This is a genomic window from Aliamphritea hakodatensis (assembly GCF_024347195.1).
GTDB lineage: Bacteria > Pseudomonadota > Gammaproteobacteria > Pseudomonadales > Balneatricaceae > Amphritea > Amphritea hakodatensis.
Genome location: NZ_AP025281.1, coordinates 1905037 through 1926517 on the forward strand (window position 1 = coordinate 1905037; position 21481 = coordinate 1926517).

At 50.1% G+C, this 21481-nt stretch carries 22 protein-coding genes; 16 read left to right on the plus strand and 6 right to left on the minus strand.

Translation table 11 applies throughout. The features are described from left to right. Window positions 1-4 precede the first annotated feature (4 nt). Complete coding sequence (locus tag PCI15_RS08685; RefSeq protein WP_271273935.1) at window positions 5-1699, minus strand: PglL family O-oligosaccharyltransferase; 1695 nt, start codon at window positions 1697-1699, stop codon at window positions 5-7. Window positions 1700-1869: 170 nt separating this feature from the next. Between PCI15_RS08685 and PCI15_RS08690 the strand changes: the two genes are divergently transcribed. After that, window positions 1870-2754: an alpha/beta hydrolase gene (locus tag PCI15_RS08690; RefSeq protein ID WP_271273936.1), complete on the plus strand. Its 885-nt coding sequence runs from the start codon at window positions 1870-1872 to the stop codon at window positions 2752-2754. A 72-nt stretch (window positions 2755-2826) separates the two neighbouring features. Next, window positions 2827-3735 carry a DUF4892 domain-containing protein gene (locus PCI15_RS08695; RefSeq protein ID WP_271273937.1) on the plus strand — a complete coding sequence of 303 codons (909 nt, stop codon included), beginning with the start codon at window positions 2827-2829 and terminating at the stop codon, window positions 3733-3735. A 71-nt stretch (window positions 3736-3806) separates the two neighbouring features. Here the strand turns inward: PCI15_RS08695 and folE are convergent, their stop codons facing one another. Continuing rightward, window positions 3807-4346, minus strand: coding sequence for a GTP cyclohydrolase I FolE (gene folE / locus PCI15_RS08700; protein ID WP_271273938.1), 540 nt, complete (start codon window positions 4344-4346; stop codon window positions 3807-3809). A gap of 178 nt (window positions 4347-4524) precedes the next feature. Next, window positions 4525-5088, minus strand: a complete 564-nt coding sequence (locus PCI15_RS08705; RefSeq protein WP_271273939.1) for a Smr/MutS family protein — start codon at window positions 5086-5088, stop codon at window positions 4525-4527. A gap of 220 nt (window positions 5089-5308) precedes the next feature. Here PCI15_RS08705 and prmB point away from each other — a divergent pair, with 220 nt between their 5' ends. The 5 genes from prmB to phaR all read left to right on the plus strand — a co-directional run bounded on the left by prmB (window position 5309) and on the right by phaR (window position 9540). Then, window positions 5309-6232 carry a 50S ribosomal protein L3 N(5)-glutamine methyltransferase gene (gene prmB / locus PCI15_RS08710; RefSeq protein WP_271273940.1) on the plus strand — a complete coding sequence of 308 codons (924 nt, stop codon included), beginning with the start codon at window positions 5309-5311 and terminating at the stop codon, window positions 6230-6232. Between the two features lie 115 nt (window positions 6233-6347). Next, on the plus strand, window positions 6348-7439 hold the full coding sequence (aroC, locus tag PCI15_RS08715; protein WP_271273941.1) for a chorismate synthase: 1092 nt from the start codon (window positions 6348-6350) through the stop codon (window positions 7437-7439). Between the two features lie 56 nt (window positions 7440-7495). Continuing rightward, on the plus strand, window positions 7496-8644 hold the full coding sequence (locus tag PCI15_RS08720; protein WP_271273942.1) for an MFS transporter: 1149 nt from the start codon (window positions 7496-7498) through the stop codon (window positions 8642-8644). Window positions 8645-8750: 106 nt separating this feature from the next. Further along, a complete protein-coding gene (locus PCI15_RS08725) occupies window positions 8751-9005 on the plus strand; it encodes a DUF6489 family protein (RefSeq protein WP_205655733.1) in 255 nt (84 codons plus the stop codon). A gap of 61 nt (window positions 9006-9066) precedes the next feature. Continuing rightward, on the plus strand, window positions 9067-9540 hold the full coding sequence (phaR, locus tag PCI15_RS08730) for a polyhydroxyalkanoate synthesis repressor PhaR (protein WP_271273943.1): 474 nt from the start codon (window positions 9067-9069) through the stop codon (window positions 9538-9540). A gap of 48 nt (window positions 9541-9588) precedes the next feature. Here phaR and PCI15_RS08735 read toward each other — a convergent pair whose 3' ends face one another. The 3 genes from PCI15_RS08735 to gloB all read right to left on the minus strand — a co-directional run bounded on the left by PCI15_RS08735 (window position 9589) and on the right by gloB (window position 12366). Next, window positions 9589-9837 carry a hypothetical protein gene (locus PCI15_RS08735; protein ID WP_271273944.1) on the minus strand — a complete coding sequence of 83 codons (249 nt, stop codon included), beginning with the start codon at window positions 9835-9837 and terminating at the stop codon, window positions 9589-9591. 20 nt (window positions 9838-9857) lie between these two features. Next, a complete protein-coding gene (locus PCI15_RS08740) occupies window positions 9858-11453 on the minus strand; it encodes a lytic transglycosylase (RefSeq protein ID WP_271273945.1) in 1596 nt (531 codons plus the stop codon). A gap of 139 nt (window positions 11454-11592) precedes the next feature. After that, window positions 11593-12366, minus strand: a complete 774-nt coding sequence (gloB, locus tag PCI15_RS08745) for a hydroxyacylglutathione hydrolase (RefSeq protein WP_271273946.1) — start codon at window positions 12364-12366, stop codon at window positions 11593-11595. Between the two features lie 352 nt (window positions 12367-12718). Between gloB and PCI15_RS08750 the strand changes: the two genes are divergently transcribed. The 9 genes from PCI15_RS08750 to dnaQ all read left to right on the plus strand — a co-directional run bounded on the left by PCI15_RS08750 (window position 12719) and on the right by dnaQ (window position 21423). Next, window positions 12719-13663, plus strand: a complete 945-nt coding sequence (locus tag PCI15_RS08750; RefSeq protein WP_271273947.1) for a cytochrome-c peroxidase — start codon at window positions 12719-12721, stop codon at window positions 13661-13663. Between the two features lie 2 nt (window positions 13664-13665). Continuing rightward, window positions 13666-13983 (plus strand): plastocyanin/azurin family copper-binding protein, encoded by a 318-nt coding sequence (locus PCI15_RS08755; RefSeq protein WP_271273948.1) that lies wholly within the window; start codon window positions 13666-13668, stop codon window positions 13981-13983. A gap of 85 nt (window positions 13984-14068) precedes the next feature. Further along, window positions 14069-14731, plus strand: coding sequence for a c-type cytochrome (locus PCI15_RS08760; RefSeq protein ID WP_271273949.1), 663 nt, complete (start codon window positions 14069-14071; stop codon window positions 14729-14731). Continuing rightward, a complete protein-coding gene (locus PCI15_RS08765; RefSeq protein ID WP_271273950.1) occupies window positions 14728-16917 on the plus strand; it encodes a PAS domain-containing sensor histidine kinase in 2190 nt (729 codons plus the stop codon). The genes PCI15_RS08760 and PCI15_RS08765 overlap by 4 nt, the downstream gene beginning before the upstream one ends. Window positions 16918-16957: 40 nt before the next feature. Further along, entirely contained in the window at window positions 16958-18118 is a 1161-nt protein-coding gene (locus PCI15_RS08770) for a response regulator (protein ID WP_271273951.1), read from the plus strand. A gap of 45 nt (window positions 18119-18163) precedes the next feature. Next, entirely contained in the window at window positions 18164-19303 is a 1140-nt protein-coding gene (locus tag PCI15_RS08775) for an HD domain-containing phosphohydrolase (protein WP_271273952.1), read from the plus strand. 132 nt (window positions 19304-19435) lie between these two features. Continuing rightward, the gene (locus PCI15_RS08780; protein WP_271273953.1) at window positions 19436-20206 is read left to right on the plus strand and encodes a class I SAM-dependent methyltransferase; all 771 of its coding nucleotides are present in this window, start codon (window positions 19436-19438) and stop codon (window positions 20204-20206) included. 21 nt (window positions 20207-20227) lie between these two features. Next, window positions 20228-20674: a ribonuclease HI gene (gene rnhA, locus PCI15_RS08785; RefSeq protein WP_271273954.1), complete on the plus strand. Its 447-nt coding sequence runs from the start codon at window positions 20228-20230 to the stop codon at window positions 20672-20674. A 32-nt stretch (window positions 20675-20706) separates the two neighbouring features. Further along, window positions 20707-21423: a DNA polymerase III subunit epsilon gene (gene dnaQ, locus PCI15_RS08790; protein ID WP_271273955.1), complete on the plus strand. Its 717-nt coding sequence runs from the start codon at window positions 20707-20709 to the stop codon at window positions 21421-21423. Window positions 21424-21481 lie beyond the last annotated feature (58 nt).

The window sequence follows — 21481 nt, forward strand, 5'->3', positions numbered from 1 at the left end:
GGTGTTAGTTATCGCCGGTTGCCCGGGGAGCGGATACCGATTGTGATGCAGCAAGTTGTGCTAAGAATTTATCGGCGTTTTTAGTCGCGGCATTGATGGGGTACATTGCTCTGACATGTGCCAGTGTTGCCTCACTCTTCGCTTTATTTCCCATGAGCTTATATGCCTGGCTCAGGTCAATATAGATCTGTGGAACTGGTCTTTTCTGCAGGAAGTCTTCCGCCCAGGAAATAAAATCAGGTAAGAACTCATAATTGTTACTTTGTACCCCGCGTAGCATGATAGTGCGCATCAGGTAGAGCTCAGCCGTTTCATTAAAGTAGGCATTTTCAAGCCCCGGCTGGAGTAACGCCGGTTGTGACATGCGGGTGTTTAAGAAGTTAACAATCGCCGTGTTCGCTTTATCGGCCTGGTACATGAAGCTGGCTGTGCCTAACACAATGATGAGGCTTACGGCTTTTAAACTCAGGTTTGCTGCCTGGCTGATACGTATATTTTCTGTTTTACGTGAATGTTGCAGAATCAGGAAAAACAGCGTCAGAAACAGTATCCAGTGCACACTGGAAATATAAAATGGCAGTTCTACCTGTGTGTGCAGACCTATTGGCAGTAGTAAGGCCAGATAGCTGATTCCCCGCCGCCAGCCGCAGCTGAAGGCGGCTATCAGAATGGTCGCCATTGCGATGAAAATACCGGTTAACGCGACGAGGCCGCCCTCGGCAGCCCAGAAAAGGATTTCATTATGCGGATGGCTGAGTCGGTCGGCCGGGAAAAGTGCTTCGGGGTTTTCATTCAGAAAATCTATTTTAGCGTTTTGCCAGACCCTCTGAAAGCTGCCGATGCCATGTCCTACCCAGGGGCTTTCTTCAACCAGACCATAGGTGGTTGCATAGATGTTCTTCCGGCTGGCAGAGCCCTGTACTGCGACCACTTCGCCGGTTAAATCTGATAGTTTACTGTATGATTTCGTTAGTCCTGCTTTACCCAGATACCCCGCGCTGATGATAACCATTAATGCGATAATAAAGGTACCGCGGCGCTGTTTAATCTGAATGCTACGGCCGCAAACAATCATGATGATACCAATAACAGCACTTAAAATGCCGACTCTGGAGCCTGCGCTTGCGACCATGTACGTGCTGCTGAAAAGGCTTACAAAGCATAATGCCTGAAAGAAGATATTCAGAGTTTTAAAGCCCGGGCGGGTCAGGGTGTACAGACAAATAAGCAGCATGGTTGCCTGAAAACTGGCCTGCAGGTTAATTTGTTGGAAAATACCGTAACCCTGATGGGTTGTATTGGGTGCCATAAAACTGACAATGCTGTCTTGCCATATCAACTGAACGGCTCCGTAAACTGCCTGTATAAAGCCGGCCGCCAGCAATATGTATAAGAGCTTGTCCAGGTCTTTGTTTTTCCAGCGAAACTGAAATAATGTAAACAGAAAGCCAACTCCGGCGATGATGTAAAGTTGTCTGAAAAGCCATTCTATGGGGGTGAAAGTGTCAGCGATGTATCCGCTGATTATCACACATAACGGTAAAGCCAGTAGCCCGGGCCAGTAACGGCTGTAAATAAACAGGTTGTTTTTCAGAGCGACAAACATTCCCAGGCTGATTGTCAGGGCGGTGCCGGTCCAGACAGCAATGTTATAGGGAAGAAACAGACCCTCACCGCCGATGTTTAGCTGGAAGTACACCGTGCATATTATGAAAATAAATATAAGTGATAACAGGCCGGTTTTAGGGGCAGATAAATAAGGGCTGAGTTGCATGGATTCAGAGGCCTGATAAGGTATTTTGGTTGGTTTCCGTTGTCCAATGTTAACCGAGCCCGTTGCTTTAAGATATTCATTTAACAGAAAAAGTCATGGCTATGTTCAGAAAGGAATTAGGTTTCAAAGAGCGTCATTTTGAAGTAGACGGACGATCATTTGCTGCCCGTCAGTGGGGTAAGGAGAGCGCCCCGGTACTAATTGCGTTGCATGGCTGGCTGGATAACAGTGCCAGCTTTAATGCGCTGGCACCGCTGCTTGACCGTTACTGTGTCGTAGCACTGGATTTTGCAGGTCATGGCCTTTCAGATTACCGCCCCGCCGGAATGGCATATTATGTGTGGGACAATGTGCCGGATGTGCTGGCGGTTGCTGAGCAGCTTCAGGCTAAGCAGTTCAGTATACTGGGGCATTCTATGGGAGCCGGGGTGGCAGCTTTACTGGCGGCCTGCTATCCGGAAAAGGTTGACCGGTTATTGCTGATAGAAGGGATCGGGCCGGTTGTTACAGAAGCGGAGTCCGCGCCTGGACAGCTTTACCGTGCTCTGCAGAAGCGTGAGCGTATCCGCAACCGGGACGTGAATACGTTCTGCAGCCGTGAAGAGGCGGTTCTGGCCCGCAGTAACGGTCGCTGGCCTGTTTCTGAACAGGCTGCTGGCTGGCTGGCAGAACGGGGCGTGAGCAGCCGTTCTGCAGCCAGTGGGAAAGATGAGTATTTCTGGCATCATGACCCCTGGCTCGTTCTGCCATCACCGGTGCGATTGACTGAGACGCAGGTGCAGTATTTTCTCCGTAAGATCACGGCGCCTGTCACGTTGGTGCTGGGGGATCATGGAATTGAACAACATCCGGACCGGATGGCCTGTCTGAAGACGTGTCAGGTTTTTCATTTAGCAGGCGGGCATCACTTGCACATGGAGCCTGAAACTGCAAAAAAAGTCGCGAATTCTTTTGCTGAATGTGAGAATGGCCTTCAGTAAACCTGAAAATGATTCATACTGTAGTAGACGAAAACAGCAGGAGGCGAGTATTCAGTTATGGTCCTAATGAGTATGTACCGTATTAAACGGGTGTTATCCGGTCTGATGATGCTTGTAGCAGGTTCTGCATTTGCTGAAAGTGACTTACGGGGCAGCAGTGATTACGAGGGGCTGAAGCGCTATCCCTTATCCTGGATTGTTGAATATCAGTCAGAAGCGTCCCCTGATTATCTGTTAGCACTGGGTAAAATGAAAAAAAAGTCAGGGGTGATTGCGCCTGAAGCCTCCCGCCGGTTATCCGGTCAGTTGCGTCAGATTACTTACCGGATTCCGGATGGACATTCTGCCGAAGAAACGTTTGATTTCATTGTCGGGCAGCTGCAGCAACAAAATGCTGAAGAACTGTTTCGCTGTCAGAGCCGGCAGTGTGGCAACAGCCATCAATGGGCCAATCAGGTGTTTGGGGTGTCCAGATTGTACGGGGTTGACCGGACGCAAAGTTACCTTGCGGCCAGGTTGGGCGGAGATTTTATCGCTGTTTATACCGTAAAGCGGGGAAACAAGCGTGTGTATCTTCAGCTTGATATTCTTAGCGACAAACCAGAAGCAGCAGTGGAAACTTTAGCTGTGTCCGGGGAAGTTGGCTCAGCCGTGTCGGACTGGCAGGCTGATTTTGAAACGAGTGGTGCCTGGTTACCGGTCGATTTTGTGGCTACAGCTTCGGATGATCAAATTGACGCCTCTGTGCGTCAGATCCTGAATAAGATTCAGTCGGATACCCGGACGCTGGTTGTACTAGGGTATAGCGACCTCGCGGAGGGAGCGCTGAGCCGGTCGTCTGAATATGTGGCGCGGGTTGAGAGAGTCTTGCTTGAGAACGGTGTGTCACCTGAGCGGCTGAGTATAATTGCGTCAGGTAATTTGTCGGTTGTTAAGGCGCCGGAACAGCAGGGCGCTGTTTGGCTACAGCTGATGGAATAACAGGCAACGGTTACATGCAGCAATAAAAAAAGGCAGCCCAGGGCTGCCTTTTTTATCTGTCATCTGAATACTTAACGGATCAGAGACAGGAATTCGCTGCGGGTAGCCTGGTTTGAGCGGAACAGGCCCAGCATCATCGAGGTTTTCATGCTGCTGTTCTGTTTCTCAACACCGCGCATCATCATGCACATATGCTTGGCTTCAATCACTACGCCCACGCCTTCGGCACCGGTGGCTTCCATAATGGCGTCTGCAATCTGCTTGGTCATGTTTTCCTGAATTTGCAGGCGGCGGGCAAACATATCAACGATGCGCGCAACTTTTGACAGACCGATTACTTTGCCGTTGGGAATGTAGGCAACATGACATTTACCGATAAATGGCAGCATGTGGTGTTCGCACATCGAATACAGTTCGATATCCTGTACGATAACCATTTCGCTGTTTTCCGTAGGAAAGAGTGCACCGTTGATAACATCATCAAGGTTTTGCTGGTAACCACGGGTTAAAAAGCGCATCGCTTTCGCGGCACGTTTTGGCGTATCTACAAGGCCTTCACGGGTGATATCTTCACCTAAGCTCTCGATGATGCTTGCAAATTCTTTTTCCATTACAGTCTGGATCCTGCTTATCTGGCTAAGTTTACGGGCCTTGCAGCCCATAAAAGGTCTTAAAAGGCCGCTAAGGTACGTGATCTGGCGTTTAAGGTAAAGTGAAATTCATGCTTTTGTCTGACCCTTGTCGCGCTCGCGGCAATAAAGGTCCTGCGGCAGACAATATTCAGCATGATCAGCGCTTATTGGCATTCCGTAACAGGACATAGAGTGCGCCGGTGCCGCCGTCTTTTGGCTGGGCTGAGCAAAATGCGGTTACCTGATGCATCTGTTTCAGCCAGTCGTTGACGTATGACTTAACCAGGGGCTGCTGGCCTTCGCCACTGTAGGCTTTACCGTGAATGACAATGACACAGCGGCACTGGTTCTGGCTGGCGTCACGGATGAAGCGGCTGAGTTCATCGCGGGCTTCGTCCAGGCTGAAGCCATGTAAGTCCAGACCGGCTTCCCAGGGTATATGCCCCTGTTTCAGGCGTTTCATCATTTTTAACTGAATGCCTGGGGTGGCAAAAATCAGTTCTTCTTCACTTTCAACCAGTTGCACAATTTCGCTGGATAAACCGTCCACCAGGCTTTCGGTGTCCTGAGAGGCCATCCGGCGCTTATACTGAGCGGTAGCATCATTGGCTGCACTAAGCTTCTTCGGTGTGGGGGTCAGGTCGGCTTTGTCATGGCTGTGCGGGGTAATTCCCTGCATGGCGCTGGCAAAATCGAAGTCGTCATTATCGTTGTCGGACATAGCGTTCAGATGAGTTTTTCTTTAACATACGGGGCCGTTTACCGATAGCCGCTCAGGATTTTGATGCCGGGGCGTAGTGCCGGTTAAAGGCGCTTATTATTAACAGAAGCCTGTCAGGACGGTTTTGAATCCTGTCAGGGCGATATTCAGCATAGCGTAAAACATTTTCTATGCGGCTATAAAGCCTTGCTTCCTTATTTTACAGATTATCTATCCGCTTATGTCGACCGATCAAGAACAACTGCTTTGTGAATTATCCACAATCCGTGATTATATCCGTTACAGCATGAGCTGTTTTTATGCCGGTGAGCTGTACTATGGTCATGGAACGGACAATGCCTGGGATGAAGCGGTACAGCTGGTGCTGGGGGCTGTTAATCTGCCCTGGAATACAGATCCGCAGATTCTGGACGCGAAGCTGACCCGTGATGAGAAGCTCAGAGTGCTGGATTTTATCCGCCAGCGGGCTGAGCAGCGCCGCCCGTTACCTTATATTATCGGTGAGGCATGGTATGCCGGTTTACCCTTCAGTGTTGATGAGCGGGTACTGATTCCCCGTTCGCCTGTACAGCAACTGATTGCAGAGGCGTTCAGTCCATGGTTGCCGGAGAAACCGGTCGACCGGATCCTGGATTTATGTACCGGAAGCGGCTGTATCGGTATCGTCTGTGCATATACGTTTGAGGAAGCAGAAGTGGATCTGGCGGATATTTCCGCAGATGCACTTGAGGTCGCGCGGAAGAACATACAGCGTCATGAAATGCAGGACAGGGTAACGGCCATTGAGAGTGATCTGTTCAGTCAGCTCAAAGGTAAACAGTACGATATAATTGTGTCTAACCCGCCTTATGTCGATCTGGATGATCTGAGCAGTATGCCGGCTGAGTATCAGCATGAACCGGATCTGGCACTCGGCTCCGGGGATGATGGCCTGGATATTACCCGCCGGATTCTGGCGCAAGCTGCAGATTATCTTACCGATGACGGTCTGCTGGTGGTTGAGGTGGGCAACAGTGAAGTTCATCTGCAACAGGCGTTTCCTCAGGTGCCTTTTACCTGGGTAGAGCTGGCAGAAGGAGGGAACGGTATATTCCTTCTCACGGCGGCGGATTTACACCACTACCGGGATGTTTTCAGCGGTTAATTTATGTCGGATAACAGGTGCCGGTCTGGATTGCAGATGAATACCTGTTATTGTTGATCAGAGTTTTGGGTTCGTGCCCTTACATGTCACGAACGTTAGTTTTCAGGAAGTCAGGATGTCAGGAAATACATACGGTAAGTTGTTTACAGTTACCACCTTTGGTGAAAGTCACGGCCCTGCGCTGGGCTGCATCATTGATGGCTGTCCTCCGGGAATTGAGCTGAGCGAGGCTGATCTGCAAAAAGATCTGGATCGCCGTAAGCCGGGGACATCCCGCCATACCACCCAGCGCCGGGAAGCAGACGAAGTTAAAATTCTGTCCGGTGTCTTTGAAGGGAAAACAACCGGTACGGCGATCGGCCTGCTGATTGAAAATACGGATCAGCGTTCCAAGGATTACTCTAATATTGCTGAGACCTTCCGTCCGGCCCATGCCGATTATGTGTACAGCCACAAATATGGCTTCCGGGATTACCGGGGTGGTGGACGCTCTTCTGCCCGCGAGACCGCCATGCGGGTTGCGGCCGGTGCCGTGGCCAAAAAATACCTGCAGACCAAAGGCATAGAGGTTCGCGGCTATCTCTCTCAACTGGGCCCGATCAGGATTGAGGCCTTTGACTGGGATCAGGTTGAACAGAATCCGTTTTTCTGCCCGGATGCCGGTAAGGTCTCTGAAATGGAAGATTACATGGATGCGCTGCGCAAAGAAGGTAACTCTATCGGTGCGAAAATCAGTGTCGTTGCCAGCGGTGCGCCTGTGGGCCTGGGCGAGCCGATTTTTGACCGGCTCGATGCCGATCTGGCGCATGCGCTGATGAGTATCAATGCGGTGAAGGGTGTTGAGATCGGTGACGGTTTTGCCTGTGTCGAACAGAAGGGTACTGAGCACCGTGATGAGATGACCCCGGAAGGGTTCTGCTCAAATCATGCCGGCGGTATTCTGGGGGGCATTTCAACAGGGCAGGACATTATTGCGCACATTGCGCTGAAACCTACGTCCAGTCTGCGTTTGCCGGGGCAGAGTATTAATGCCGCCGGAGAAAGCATCGAGGTTGTTACCAAGGGGCGTCACGATCCCTGTGTTGGCATCCGGGCGACGCCAATTGCAGAAGCGATGATGGCAATTGTACTGATGGATCAGTTCTTACGGAACCGCGGGCAGAATGCCGATGTAACCTGTGAAACGCCGGTATTACGCGACCTGTAAGTATATGTAGCCGCAGCAGCAATTGCTGCGGCACTTTTGGGCAAATCTGAGGTGTTATGACACCAGCTACCTATACCCGTCTGTCGGGTTTTTACTTCTTTTACTTTTCTCTTCTTGGTGCGCTGGTTCCGTACTGGAGCCTGTACTTACAGTCATTTGATCTGGATGCTGCATCCATTGGTATGCTGATGTCGATCCTGATGGCGTCACGGATTATTGCCCCTAATATCTGGGGCTGGCTGGCGGATAAAACCGGACAGCGGCTGGCGATTGTCAGGGCTGGCTCTCTGGTGACCTGTCTGATTTTTATAGCAATTTTCTGGCAGGATGATGTGCTGGGAATTGCGCTGGTAATGGCGGGCTTCAGTTTTTTCTGGAATGCAGTGCTGCCCCAGTTTGAAGTACTTACCCTCGCGCACCTGGGGAGCCAGTCAGAGCAATACAGCCGCATCCGGTTATGGGGCTCGGTTGGTTTCGTCGTTGCTGTGGTGGCGATTGGCTGGTTGCTGGACTGGTTTTCAGTGCGCTGGTTGCCTTATCTCATGCTGGGGCTGATGGTGCTTATCTGGTTGTCATCGTTGTGTGTCAAAGACGCGAAGGTTGAGCATGATAAGAGTACCGACGGTTTTCTGAAACAGCTGTGGCGACCTCAGGTGGTGGCCTTTTTCGTGATTTGTCTGCTGATTCAGCTCAGTCACGGACCTTATTACACCTTTTATTCGGTGCTGATGGACAGCCTGGGGTATACCCGGGCACAGATCGGTTTGCTGTGGGCGGTGGGGGTCGTTGCTGAAGTGGTTATCTTCATGTACATGCACCGGCTGATCAGCCGTTATGGCCTGCGGGCGATTATGCTTATCAGTTTGTTGCTGTGTGTTGTGCGCTGGTTGCTGATCGGTTTGTTGCCGGATCATCTGCCGACGATGCTGTTCGCTCAGTGTCTGCACGCAGTTACGTTCGGCGCTTTACATGCGGTGGGCATTGCTTTGGTGCATCAGTATTTTACCCCGGCCAGTCACGGTCAGGGGCAGGCGCTATTCAGCAGCCTTGGCTTTGGGGTTGGCGGCGCGCTGGGCGCATTTATCAGCGGCTTATTATGGGACAGTGTCGGACCGGAAGTGACCTTTATGCTGGCGGCAGGAAGTGTAGCGCTGGCCGTCGTCATGGCCTGGATCTGGATACGTCCGGAGCGAGTACATGTCTGATATAACCGATACCGGATGAGTTTTTGTTCAGATGCACAATAATGTTGGACATGTATTCTCAGGGTTGTTAGTTTGACTGTGAAGGGCAAATTGTTGAGGAGAGGCGATGAATTTCAAGATTGACGTAGAGATGACGCCGGAAGAGTTGCGTAAGGTACTGGGTTTACCTGATGTGGCGGCTTTTCAGCAAGAAATGATGGATAAAATTCAGGAAAACATGGCTGCCGGTGCCGAAGGTTATGATCCCCTGACATTATTCCAGCCTTATATGACAAACAGTCTGGGATCGATGGATGCACTGCAGAAAATGATGCTCAATATGATGACCAGCTACACCAATAATACGAATAAAACTGATTAATAGCTGTAAGTGGGCTACCCGTGTCCGTGTCGGAAAAGCAGCTGTTTAAGAGAGAACTGTTTTGCGAATTCTAAGAAAGTACACTAACCGTCGTTTGTATGACACCTCACGCAGTTGTTATATCACCCTGGAGGATGTTAAACAGTTGGTTCTGAATCAGGAGCCGTTTCAGGTTCAGGATTCCAAAACCGGCAACGATCTGACACGTAACATTTTGCTGCAGATTATCAGTGAGCAGGAAGCGATGGGTCACGGAACGCTGCTGACTAATCAGGTATTACAGCAATTGATTCGCTTCTATGGCGACAGCATGCAGGGCATGATGAGTCAGTATCTGGAGCAAAGTATCAGCAGCTTCATTGAGCATCAGGAGCGGATTCGGGAACAAATGAATAATATGATGGGGGCGGCAAATCCCCTCAATATGATGAACCGTTTTGCTGATCAGAATATGGCTATGTGGAATATGTTTAACCCGCAGAATGAAAAGCCACCTGAGCCGGATGACGACAAAGACGGGCAGGAAAAATCATAAAAAAACGGCGCTTAACAGCGCCGTTTTTTGTTGTCGGAGACGGGCAGGTTACTGCTGCTGGTCGTATTGATCTGCCAGTTCATTCAGACGTGCCGGGTATTCCTTGCGGTTAACTTTATCCAGGCGCATCTGATCAAGTTGTTGCTGCAGGAAACTGTGTTTTTCAGCATTCCCTTCTGCCAGGCCCTTTGCCAGATCGTTATCCATCCAGCGACAGATTTTTTTGTACAGCACGTACTTAAAAATAATGGCCGCCAAAGTGGCAATGATAATGATAACAATGCTGGTTGTGTCCATAACGTTAACTCTGTCCTGAATTACCGCGACTTGCTGATATCAATGTACAGCGTCAGTTGCTGGCCGGGTTTGATATATTTTTGGTTTTCCAGATTATTCCAGCGCTTAATATCGTTAATGGTCACGCTGAATTTGTTGGCAATACCGTAGAGTGAATCCCCGTTTCGCACCTGATAACCGATTCTGCGGGTCAGCTGCTGATCGCGTTTACTCAGTGCTGATGCGCTTTTAGGCTGTTTCCAGATTACCAGTTGCTGGCCAATCTGCAGTGGTGTTTTCGTGCTCATCTGGTTCCAGCCGGCAATTTGCTGTGGGCTGACATTATAGGAGCGGGCGATAGACCAGAGGCTGTCACCGCTGTTCACCTTGTAATGGCGCTTTTCCCGGTTACTCTGAGCCAGTTGGTTTTCTTTGCGGCTCAGGCGCTGTGAGGCGCTCAGGGCGTATTGTCCTGAGTCTTGCTGGGCTGTCGGAATCAGCAGGGTTCTGCCGGCGCGGATATTATTACTGGCCAGCTTATTGGTACTGCGTAACACCGACGTGGTGATGTTGTGTCTGGCGGCAATCGTACTCAGGGAATCTCCCCGCTTAATGGTGTAGCGGCTCCAGCTTACCCGGCTTTCCGCTGGGATCTGTGCCAGTTGCAGGCGGAACTGTTCAGCATTTTTCACCGGGATCAGTAAGCGGTGTGGCCCGGAAGGATCGGTTGCCCAGCGATTGAATCCCGGATTAAGCTGATACAGTTCCTGGGTGCTGATATTGGCCATTTTGGCTGCCTGGGCCAGGTCAATCTGGCTGCCGATATCGATGATTTCAAAATATGGCTGGTTATTCAGCGGTGGTAATGCCAACTGATGCTGCTCAGCGTCACGGACCAGCTTGGATACTGCCAGTAACTTGGGCACATAAGCCATGGTTTCCCGTGGCAGTTTGAGAGACCAGTAATCCGTTGGCAGGCCGGCTTCCCGGTTTTTGCGCATCGCCTTGGACACTGTGCCGCCGCCGGCATTGTATGCAGCCAGCGCTAACAGCCAGTCCCCGTCAAAACGCTTATTAAGCTGTTCCAGATAATTCAGGGCTTTTTCGGTAGAGGTAATGATGTCCCGGCGACCGTCATACCACCAGTTTGATTTGATGCCGAAATATTTGGCGGTACTGGGGATAAACTGCCAGGGACCAGACGCACGTCCGGAGGAATAGGCAAACGGATCATAGGCACTTTCTACAACCGGTAACAGCGCCAGCTCTGTTGGCAGGCCGCGTTCATTAATCCGGTTCAGAATGTAATGGTAGTAACGGCTTGAACGCTGACCCACACGCTGCATGTATTGCGGGTGGCCGGCATACCATTTCAGTTGCGTTGCAATACGTGGCTGATCGGCATCCAGATCAAGTTGCATACCTTCCCGGGTAAGGGTCCACAGATCGGCGTTACGGGGTGAATTCAGTACCGGCGTAACAGGTGTGTCGTTCTCTGTTGCGTTAACCAGAACCTGTTCAGAATGATTACTGGTCTGAGCATCGGGGTCACTGTCCTGGGGCTTGAGGTTGCCTGTGTTTTGACAGCCGGCAAGTAAGATAGCCGTGGAAGTGACTGCGAGTAGATAGCGACCCATGCAGAGATGCCTTAAGAGTAGTTAAAAGGCAGCATTTTATGGAGCGCCGGCTGGCGGGTCAATAGCCCGCTTGCCGGCGATGCCATATTCGACTTTGGAACCAATATGTCAATAGGAATGAAACGCTTAGCGTATGTATTCAGAAATTATTTTTCCATTCACGCAGGGCGGCGAATACCTGGGTTTCAGAGCCGCTGGCCTGAGGGTCATAGTCTGTGGCAGCAGCGATCACGTCTGGTTGGTCCGTCCGCATATACGGATTAACGCGTTTTTCCTGTTCTATTGTGCTTGGCAGCGTCTCTTTATTTTCCTGACGGAGCGTGCGGCACGTATCGATGCAGTTGAGAATGTGAGTGTTATCCGGCTCAACGGCGGCGGCAAATGCCAGATTGGCCATCGAATATTCGTGGGTACAGTACACCAGGGTGCTGTCCGGCAGATCACGGAAATAATGCATCGCTGCCAGCATCTGTTCAGGGCTGCCTTCAAATAAACGGCCACAGCCGGCGAGGAACAGGGTGTCACCGCAAAACAGCTGTGGCGTAACGCCGTCAATCAGGTAGCTGATATGATCCAGCGTGTGGCCGGGCACGGCGCGGATGATAATCGGCAGGCCAAAGATTTCCAGAACAGAGTCGTTGTGCAGGGGATCGGTAATCCCTTCAAAAGGTGATTCTTCAGGCCCGTATACAGGAATATCCCGTTCAGCGGTAAGTGCTGCAACACCGTCGGTATGGTCGTAATGATGGTGGGTAATGAGTATGCCGGCTAAATTCAGATCATGCTCATTCAGAAAGGCTTCGACAGGTTCTGACTGGCCGGGATCAACAACGAAGACATTAGCGGTTTCAGGCGCGTGTATTGCCCAAATGTAGTTATCATCAAATGCAGAGATTGGGGTGACGTTGAGCATTATAAACCTCTTGGGCAGATCATAAGTATATTTCGATTGTAATAAGAATCATCGGCTTAGGCCAGATATCTGCGCACGATGTCGTTCTGAGTTAAACCCTGCCTTAAAACGCCTGTTTAGCAGCGTTTTGGGTGTGCCTTCCGCAAGGCTGCTCAGAGTACTTAGAGTGGGACTTATCATCTTGATTTAAAATATTTTTAAGCATGTTTCGCGGTTGTTCTTAAAAACATTGAAGCCCGTATGCACTGAGCTAATCTGTAAATAGCACATCGTGTGAGGGACTATTGAAATGTGTAGAAAGAATGTGTCAGCAATTATTTTTTTTACAGCATGTTTGTCGACGGGCAGTCTGATGTTACAGGCATCTGAAGTGCTGGATTTTACCGATAGAGCCGTTTGGCATTCTGCTACCACACCCGATGAGCTTACACCCCGTGAAACAGCAATTGTTGCACTGGGAAAACAGTTGTTCTTTGATCCCCGTCTCAGTGTTGATAACTCCATGTCCTGTGCCAGCTGTCATCAGCCGGATAAAGGCTGGTCAGACGGTGAGAAAACACCCCTTGACCGGTTTGGTGAACGCATCGGACGGGCTACCCCCGGGCTGCTGAATTTGCAGGAGCATACTGTTTTTATGTGGGACGGACGGGCTGAAAATCTGGTTGATCAGGTTGCATTGCCGATTACGTCTCCCCGCGAAATGAACATGGACCTTGATCAGTTAGTGCTCAGGTTACGGGCGGTCCCGGCCTATGAGTCCGAATTCTCCGAGCTGTACAGCGATGGTGTAACAGCCCGGAACATACAACACGCGATTGCCGGGTTTGAAAAAACGCTGGTCAGTGGCGTCAGTGATTTTTCTGAATGGGTTGCCGGGGATGAACGGGCAATGACGGTGCAGCAAAAGCAGGGATTTCAACTGTTTACAGACCCGCAAAAAGGTAACTGCGTTGCCTGTCATCATCCGCCTGGGTTTACCGATAACGGTTTCCATAATCTCGGGTTAGAGAATGTCCAGCAGGAAAGTGCTGACCTGGGCCGTTACAACATTCGTCCGGTGGCGTTGCTTAAAGGTGCGTTCAGAACGCCGGGCCTGAAGGATATTGAACGGACAGCGCCCTACTTCCATGACGGTTCTGCCGCGACGCTTGAATCGGTAATGGACTATTACATTGAGGGCGGCAGACACCGGTCCGGTGTGTCTCCGAATTTTAAACCTTTAGATATTACACAACAGGAAAAGCAAGCACTGGTTGCGTTCTTGAAAGCGCTGACGTCCAGGGATGCGGGGAGTTAAGCATGAAAATCAGTTTGATGCTTGTCGTGGTAATGGGGCTGGTGGGCGTAAACAGTTTTGCTCAGGAGTATGAGATAGGTCAGAAAAATAAGGCGTTCACGGTAAAAGAAATCACCGTAAGGGTTGGCGATAAGATGACGTTTACGAATCAGGACCCTTTTTTTCACAATATTTACAGCTTGTCGGAAAGTCAGTCATTTGATCTTGGCTCTTATCCGAAAGGGAATCAGCGTTCGGTTGTTGCAGAGAAGCCCGGCACTCTGAAAGTGGAATGTGCGATTCATCCAAATATGCAGATGACCATTCATGTAGAAGAGTGAGTGGCGGGAGACAGGGATGCTGAAAATTGTACTGAGTCGTCTATTTCAATATCGGTTGGCCGGGTTGTGTCTGTGGCTGGCTTTCATGAGCAGTTCATTAAACGCTGAAGATGATCCCGGTCTGATGAGCGGGGCTGATATCTTTGCTGAGCGTTGTGTACTGTGCCACGGGAACCGGGGAATGGGGGACGGTGTTTTAACCTTGCTGATGGACAATTACCCGTCAGCGAACTTGGTTAATCAGCGCTACGGAAACCGGCACCGGGATATTGTTGAAAATATCCGTTTTGGTGGCATGAAAGGAAAAATGAGTTTGTTTTCGCCACCCTGGGAGAATGAGCTGACGCCTCAGGAGATCAGTGCTGTGGCATTGTTTGTCGGTCATCTTTACCAGCATCCTGAGTCAGCGGCTGAGTTGCTGGACGGTGCAGCCGGTAAATCAGCGAACGATATCGCACGGGGACGGTTTCTGTTTCTGAGCCGTTGTGTGGTCTGTCATGGCGAAGACGGACAGGGAGATGGCAAGCTGGCGGGTAAAGTCATTAAAGATCCTCTTCCCTATGACCTGACGCAGAGTGTCCGGCCACAACAGTATATCGAGCAGATTATCCGCCGTGGTGGCGCGGCGATGGAACGGTCAGGCAATATGCCGCCCTGGGGTGAGGAGTTCACAGGTCAGGACATTACAGCGCTGGCTGCTTATCTGATGACGTTACGTAAGGCTGGCGATCAGGCAGGTGACGTATGACTATCAATAAAACCAGAATTGATAAGGCGGTTATTCTGGGGGTGCTGCTCGTTGGTGCATTACTGTCATATGGTTTGCAAAGTTTTATCTGGCAATCCAACAGTAAAGAAGCACGCTATGAATTTGAATCTCAGACCTCGAATCTGACCCTGTTTATTATTGATGATTTTCAGAATCTGGTGGATGAGTTCGTCGTGTTCTCCGGGGCGGCCAGGGAACTGGCAGTGAATGTTCAGTCAGAGCAACTGGTATATGTGTTGGAAAAGTTGTTGCTGGAAAATTATAAACCGCTGTTTTTTACTCTTTACTCCCGTGCGGAAGAAAGCGTGCCCTATCAGGCGGACGACAGCTGGCAGCACCGGTATTATTTTGGCGATAAAATCGAGCCGCAGTTAAGGCAAACGGTTGAACAGCTTGCGACTCAGCCAGACCGGCAACTGAGCAGTGTTTTTTTCAGCCTGCCATCGATCGGCTATGTGGTGTGTATGGTGGATGACGTGAGGGTGGGGGCGTCTGAGCCGGGATTTGTAACCGCCTGCTTTGATCTGGCGAGCTTTCTGGATCCTGTATTACAGCGCTCCTCTTATGACTGGCTGGATATATATCTGTATTCCGGTGACATGGTGTCGGGTTATCAGCAGATTTATCAGTTTTCTGAGTCTGGCCGTACCTCCAGTAAAGACCCGTTGGCAGAGCAGCAGGGCCGTTCGATTTTTCTGCCCCGGGTCGTTGAAGCGGGCGGGCAGCAACTTTCGGTTTTATTTACCGCCAGACCACAGCCCCGTATGGGCATCTGGATGGATTATCTGCCGCTGATATTTGGTTTGTTTCTGACATTGCTGATTGTGATGTATCTGATCAGTGTGTCCCGGCGGAATGCTGAAGTTAGCCGAAAGGTCGAAATGAAAACCCGTGAGCTGACCAAGGCAAAGGTGAAGCTTGAGATCGAGGTTGAAAAGAAGGGCTATCTCTATCAGAAAATCAAAGCCTCAGTTGATAACCTGGAAGCGGTTACCAACTCTGTGAACGGAGTGATCTGGGAAGCTGATCCGGATACTATGGAATATACCTATATCAGTAATCAGGTTACCCGGATTCTGGGTTACGAACCGGAAGAGTATTTGAGTGGTCGCTTCAAACTCGGCGGGCAGCAGGTTCCGGAAGGGCAGCTATCGGTCAGGGAAATGATGCTGGAGAAAATGCCCGGCGAAGATAATTTTACCCTTGAATATCAGGGGTATCGTAAAGATAAGCATCTGATATGGGTGCGAAATATTATCACCAAGGTATTTGATGATAGTCGTCTGGTGCGCATCCGCGGTGTGTTTCTTGATATTACCGAGGAAAAAAACCATGAGACGGAGCGGCTGGAGATGGAAAGTCAGCTTAAGCATGCCCAGAAAATGGAGGCGATCGGTCAGTTGGCGGCCGGAATTGCTCATGAAATCAATACCCCTTCACAGTTTGTGGGTGACAATCTGAACTTCATTCAGGATGCAATGAATGACAGTTTTGCCTATATATCCGCGTTGGAAACCTTACTGAAAGAATCAGGCAATGAGTCTGTTGTTTCTGCTATGCACAGTGCGCATGAAGAGCAGGATATTGACTTCCTGAATGATGAGTTTCCACAGGCGATTGAACAGTCGATCGATGGCATTGCCCGGATTTCCAAAATCGTCTCGGCAATGAAAGAGTTTTCCCACCCCGGGCTGGAAAATAAACAAAAAGTTGACTTGAACCACGCGATCGAAAGCACGGTTGTAGTCGCCAGGAATGAGTGGAAGTACCTTGCCGATGTTCATCTGGAGATGGCCGAAGATTTGCCGATGGTGAATTGCTTTCCGGGTGAAATAAATCAGACCATTCTCAATATGATTGTTAATTCCGCCCATGCCATCGAGGCAAAAACGGCGGGAGAGGATAAAGGCAATATAACTATTACCACCTCGGCGGAAGCCGGACAGGTGGTCATAGAAATTGCCGATGATGGTATCGGCATGGAAGAAAGCGTACGTAACCGTGTATTTGAGCATTTTTTCACCACCAAGGATGTGGGGAAAGGAACCGGGCAGGGATTATCAATTGCATATTCAGTCATTGTGGAAAAACACAGCGGGTCGCTGGAAGTAGACAGTCATCCGGGAGACGGCAGCAGGTTTACCATCACGCTGCCACTTGACTGATGAAACTGCATTATGTGGCACGTTGCCAGGAGGCATAACCGTGAAAAATATTCTTTTCGTTGACGATGAAGTGAATGTGCTTAACGGATTAAGGCGGATGCTGCGTAATCGCAAAACGGAATGGAATATGGAGTTTGTTGATTCCGGAGCGAAAGCGCTGGTGTTGCTTGAGGAAAAACCGTTCGATGTAATCGTCAGTGATATGCGAATGCCGGGCATGAGTGGTGCCCGTCTGCTGACAAATATCCGGGGTAAATACCCGGGTATGACCCGGATTGCGCTGTCGGGTTACTCTGATACAGAAATGGTACTGGAAAGTATTAAGGCCACGCATTTATTCATTGCCAAACCGGCGGATGCCAAGACCCTTTCTTCGCTGATTGAGCGCAGTTTGTCGATTCAGTCCATTATCAGTAATCCGCAGTTGTGCGATTTCATCTCAGGTATCAGTTCACTGCCATCTGTACCGGCAGTTTATGAAAAACTGGTCCGGATTCTGGCATCCAAAGAAGCGTCTGTTGACCGTGTGGCAGAGCTGATATCCACCGATATCGGGATGTCCGTGAAACTGTTGCAGATAGTTAACTCGGCTTACTTTGGCCTGGCGCGTGAAATTGTCTCGCCTGCAGAAGCAACCGCGCATCTTGGTTTGGATGTGATTAAGAGTCTGGTGTTGTCGATTAAAATTTTCGAAAAGTTTGAAGAAGAAATTGATGCCAGAAGCCTGAATGATATCTGGGTTCGCAGCCAGCTCGTGGGGAATATCGCAAAAAAAATTGCCCGTAAAGAAGGCTTCTCCCAGAAAGAGGCCGATCAGTTGCTGGTGGCGGGAATGCTTCAGGATCTTGGCGAGCTGGTTATGCTGCAGTACTTTCCTGAAGGCCTTGGCGAAAACGTGCAGTGGAATGATATCAATGACGGCGATGCCCTTTTACTGGAAAGGCAGGCTGTCGGGGGTTCACATGATCAGATCAGTGTTTATCTGCTGCGGTTATGGGGAATCCCTCAGACAGTCGTTGAATGTGTCGCCTATCACCATAATTCTGAGCACTTTACCGGTTATGAGCTGACTCTGCCGCATATTCTGTTCTGCGCCAATGTACTGGCGGAAGACATTATCAATGGCACCAATTTATCCGAAAAGCTTACTGAACAGGGGCTGGTTGCTGAAGAGCGGCTGGCCAGTTGGTTATTGTTGTAAAAATATATCGCTGAGCAGTCCTGCAGCGATTGTCATGGAGTATTTATGAAATATGCCGTGTTGTTTGTTGATGATGAAGCCAATGTACTTAATGCCTATAAACGTAACCTGCGTAAATATTTTGATGTGTATACAGCCCTGAGTGGCAAAGATGCACTGGAGATGCTGGAAAAACATAAAGATATCGCCGTGATTGTCACTGATATGCAGATGCCCTCGATGAACGGAGTGGAGTTTCTGGAGCAGGCCCGGGGCGTGGCTAAAAACAGTGTGCGTCTGATGCTGACCGGTAATGCCGATCAGAAAACCGCCATTGATGCGATTAATCAGGGGGATATCTTCCGTTTTATCAATAAGCCCTGCTCACCGGCAGAAATGCTGCAGATACTTAAGCTATCGATAAAACAGTATCAACTGATTGTTGCAGAGCAGGAACTGTTACGGACAACCCTGAAAAAGAGCATCGAAGCCCTGATTGAAACTCTTTCTCTGGCCTGTCCGGAGTCTTTTGGTTCGGTTAGCCGAGTTAAACGTCATGTGATTGACTGTGTAAAAGCCATGGGCGCTCAGAATGTCTGGATGTATGAGTCGATGGCCATGCTCGCCCAGTTGGGGTATATCAGTTTGTCTAAAGACATTACGGATAAACTGATGCTGGGGCAGCCGCTGGATGAAAGTCAGCAGGAGGCGTTTTATAAACACAGTGAGGTTGGCTATAAACTGGTCAGTAAGATCCCCCGTCTGGAGGATGTTGCTCTGGCGATCCGTTATCAGAATAAAGGATTTGATGGCAGTGGCTTTCCTGCGGAGGGGCCTGAAGGCAGTGAGCTGCCGGTCGGGTCTCGGATACTTAAACTTGCGCTGGATTACGAGCGCTTTGAAAAGCTGGGCGGTTCCGCCGAATCAGCACTGGCCTACATCCACGAACATCAGGCGCGCTATGATCCCCGGATTTTTAAATATTTCGTCCAGTCACTGGGAGATGCGCGGCAGCTGACGCTGGAGCATGTCGGGTTGATGGCGCTGAAACCGGGTATGGTGTTTGCTGAAGATGTTATGACCGATCAGGAGCTGTTACTGGTCAGCAAGGGGCAGGAGGTAACAGAATGCGTTATCGACCGTTTTTATAACTTCAGCAGGCATCATAAATTACCGGAACAGTTCGGTGTATATGTCAGTCACTGAGACAATCAGGCTTATATCCTGCGGGGAGATGTAGGTCTGAACAGTATTCTTTAGCCTTTCTGGCTGCATCCCCGGGACAGTCTTTGTATACTGCACAGAGTTTACTCTGATAAGCGGAATATTCTTGTTACCATGCTGCTGAAACAACAACCTCCTCTGGAAGAATGCCTGCCGGCGTTGCGGGAGTGGTTTGATTCTGATCTGGGCCGGCAGCTACTGGACGCGGAGCAGGCCCTGCTGGACAGGTTATTGCCCACTTTATTCGGCTATTATCTGGTTCAGGTCAGTGTTGATAACCGGCTTGATCTGGGCAGAGAAAGCCCGATTAAGCACCGTATACGTATTAATCCGGTCATTGAACTGGGTATGAATGAGCAGGCACTGGTCGCTAAAAACGAAGAATTACCTCTGGAGCATAACAGCTGTGATGTGGTGATACTGCATCATGCGCTGGATTTTGCCCAGAGCCCGCATCAGGTATTGCGTGAAGCAGCAAGAATACTGAGACCCGGTGGGCATCTGATTTTACTGGGCTTTAATCCTGTCAGTACCTGGGGGTTATACAGGGCGCTCAAATGGCAAAAAAGTGAGTTGCCCTGGAGTGGCCATTTTATCAGCCAGCACCGCCTGCGTGACTGGCTGGCATTATTGGAATTGACTGAGGTGCGTGCTTTATCAGGGTATTTCGCGCTTCCGTTTCAGCGGGCCGGGTGGCGTGAAAACAGTTTTATCTGCGAGCGTATCCTGCGCCGTTACGGTAAACGCAATGGCGCATTTTCTGTGCAGGTTGCACGTAAAGACGTTGCAGGCATGACCGCGATTAAACCTCGCTGGCTGCGCCGCAGATTAATTAATCTGCCAATTGCTGAACCGACGGCAAGGGCAAACAAAGTAGGCCGGTAATATATTTTTTAAGGGGTAAGTGTGCCGAAAACTGTACAGATTTATACCGACGGTGCCTGTAAGGGAAACCCGGGCATCGGTGGCTGGGGAGCCGTACTTCGCTACGGTGATAATGAGAAACAGCTGTGTGGCGGTGAGCGCAATACCACTAACAACCGGATGGAGCTGATGGCTGCGATTGCTGCACTGGAAGCCCTCAAACAGCCCTGTGAGGTGATTCTGACCACCGATTCGCAATATGTGCGAAAAGGCATTACCGAGTGGTTGAAAGGCTGGAAGCGTAATGGTTGGAAAACCGCTGCCAAACAGCCGGTTAAGAATGCGGACTTGTGGCAGCGTCTGGATGCTCTTAACGCCCGTTACACAATAGACTGGCGCTGGGTGAAAGGACACAGCGGACATCCCGGAAATGAGCTGGCTGATCAGTTAGCCAATAAAGGTGTTGAGCAGGCCCGTGCATCGGTCTGAGCAAATAATCATTCAGAAAGTGAGAGAGCCCTATGCGGCAGATAGTACTGGATACTGAAACCACAGGTATAGACCCTCAGGCTGGTCACCGGATCATTGAAATAGGTTGTGTTGAGCTGGTGGACCGCAAGTTAACCGGCCGGACCTATCATCAGTATATTAATCCGGACCGTGTCGTTGAGGATGAAGCGATCGGTGTACACGGGATTACCAATGAGTTCCTGGCGGATAAACCGCGGTTTGCTGAAATTCAGCAGGCATTTCTGGACTTTATCCGGGGTGGGGAACTGGTTATACATAATGCAGCCTTCGACGTCGGCTTTATGGATCATGAGCTGAAGCTCAATCGTCATCCGGAGCGGGTCAGCGATTTCTGTGGGGTTGTGGATACCCTGGCGCTGGCGCGCAAGAAACATCCCGGTCAGAAGAATAACCTGGATGCTCTGTGCCGCCGCTACGGTATTGATAACTCGCACCGAGAGCTTCACGGCGCTTTGCTTGATTCCGAGATTCTGGCAGATGTGTATTTGCTGCTTACCGGTGGTCAAAAGGCCCTGATGTTGGGGGGGGATGGTGACACAGGTGAAGGTGGCAGTCAGATTCAGCGTCTTGATCCCGGTCAGTTTCAGCTGACAGTGCTGAACGCCAGCGATGATGAACTTGCAGAGCATCAGGCGTTTCTGGATAAGCTTGAGTCGAAAGGTGGCTGCATCTGGAAAACGATTGAGCAGGGTGAAAGCCCGAACTGACCGGTACGCAGTTGAAGAAAGCAGGCATATAGTCTGCTTTTTTTGTGTCCCGTCAGCC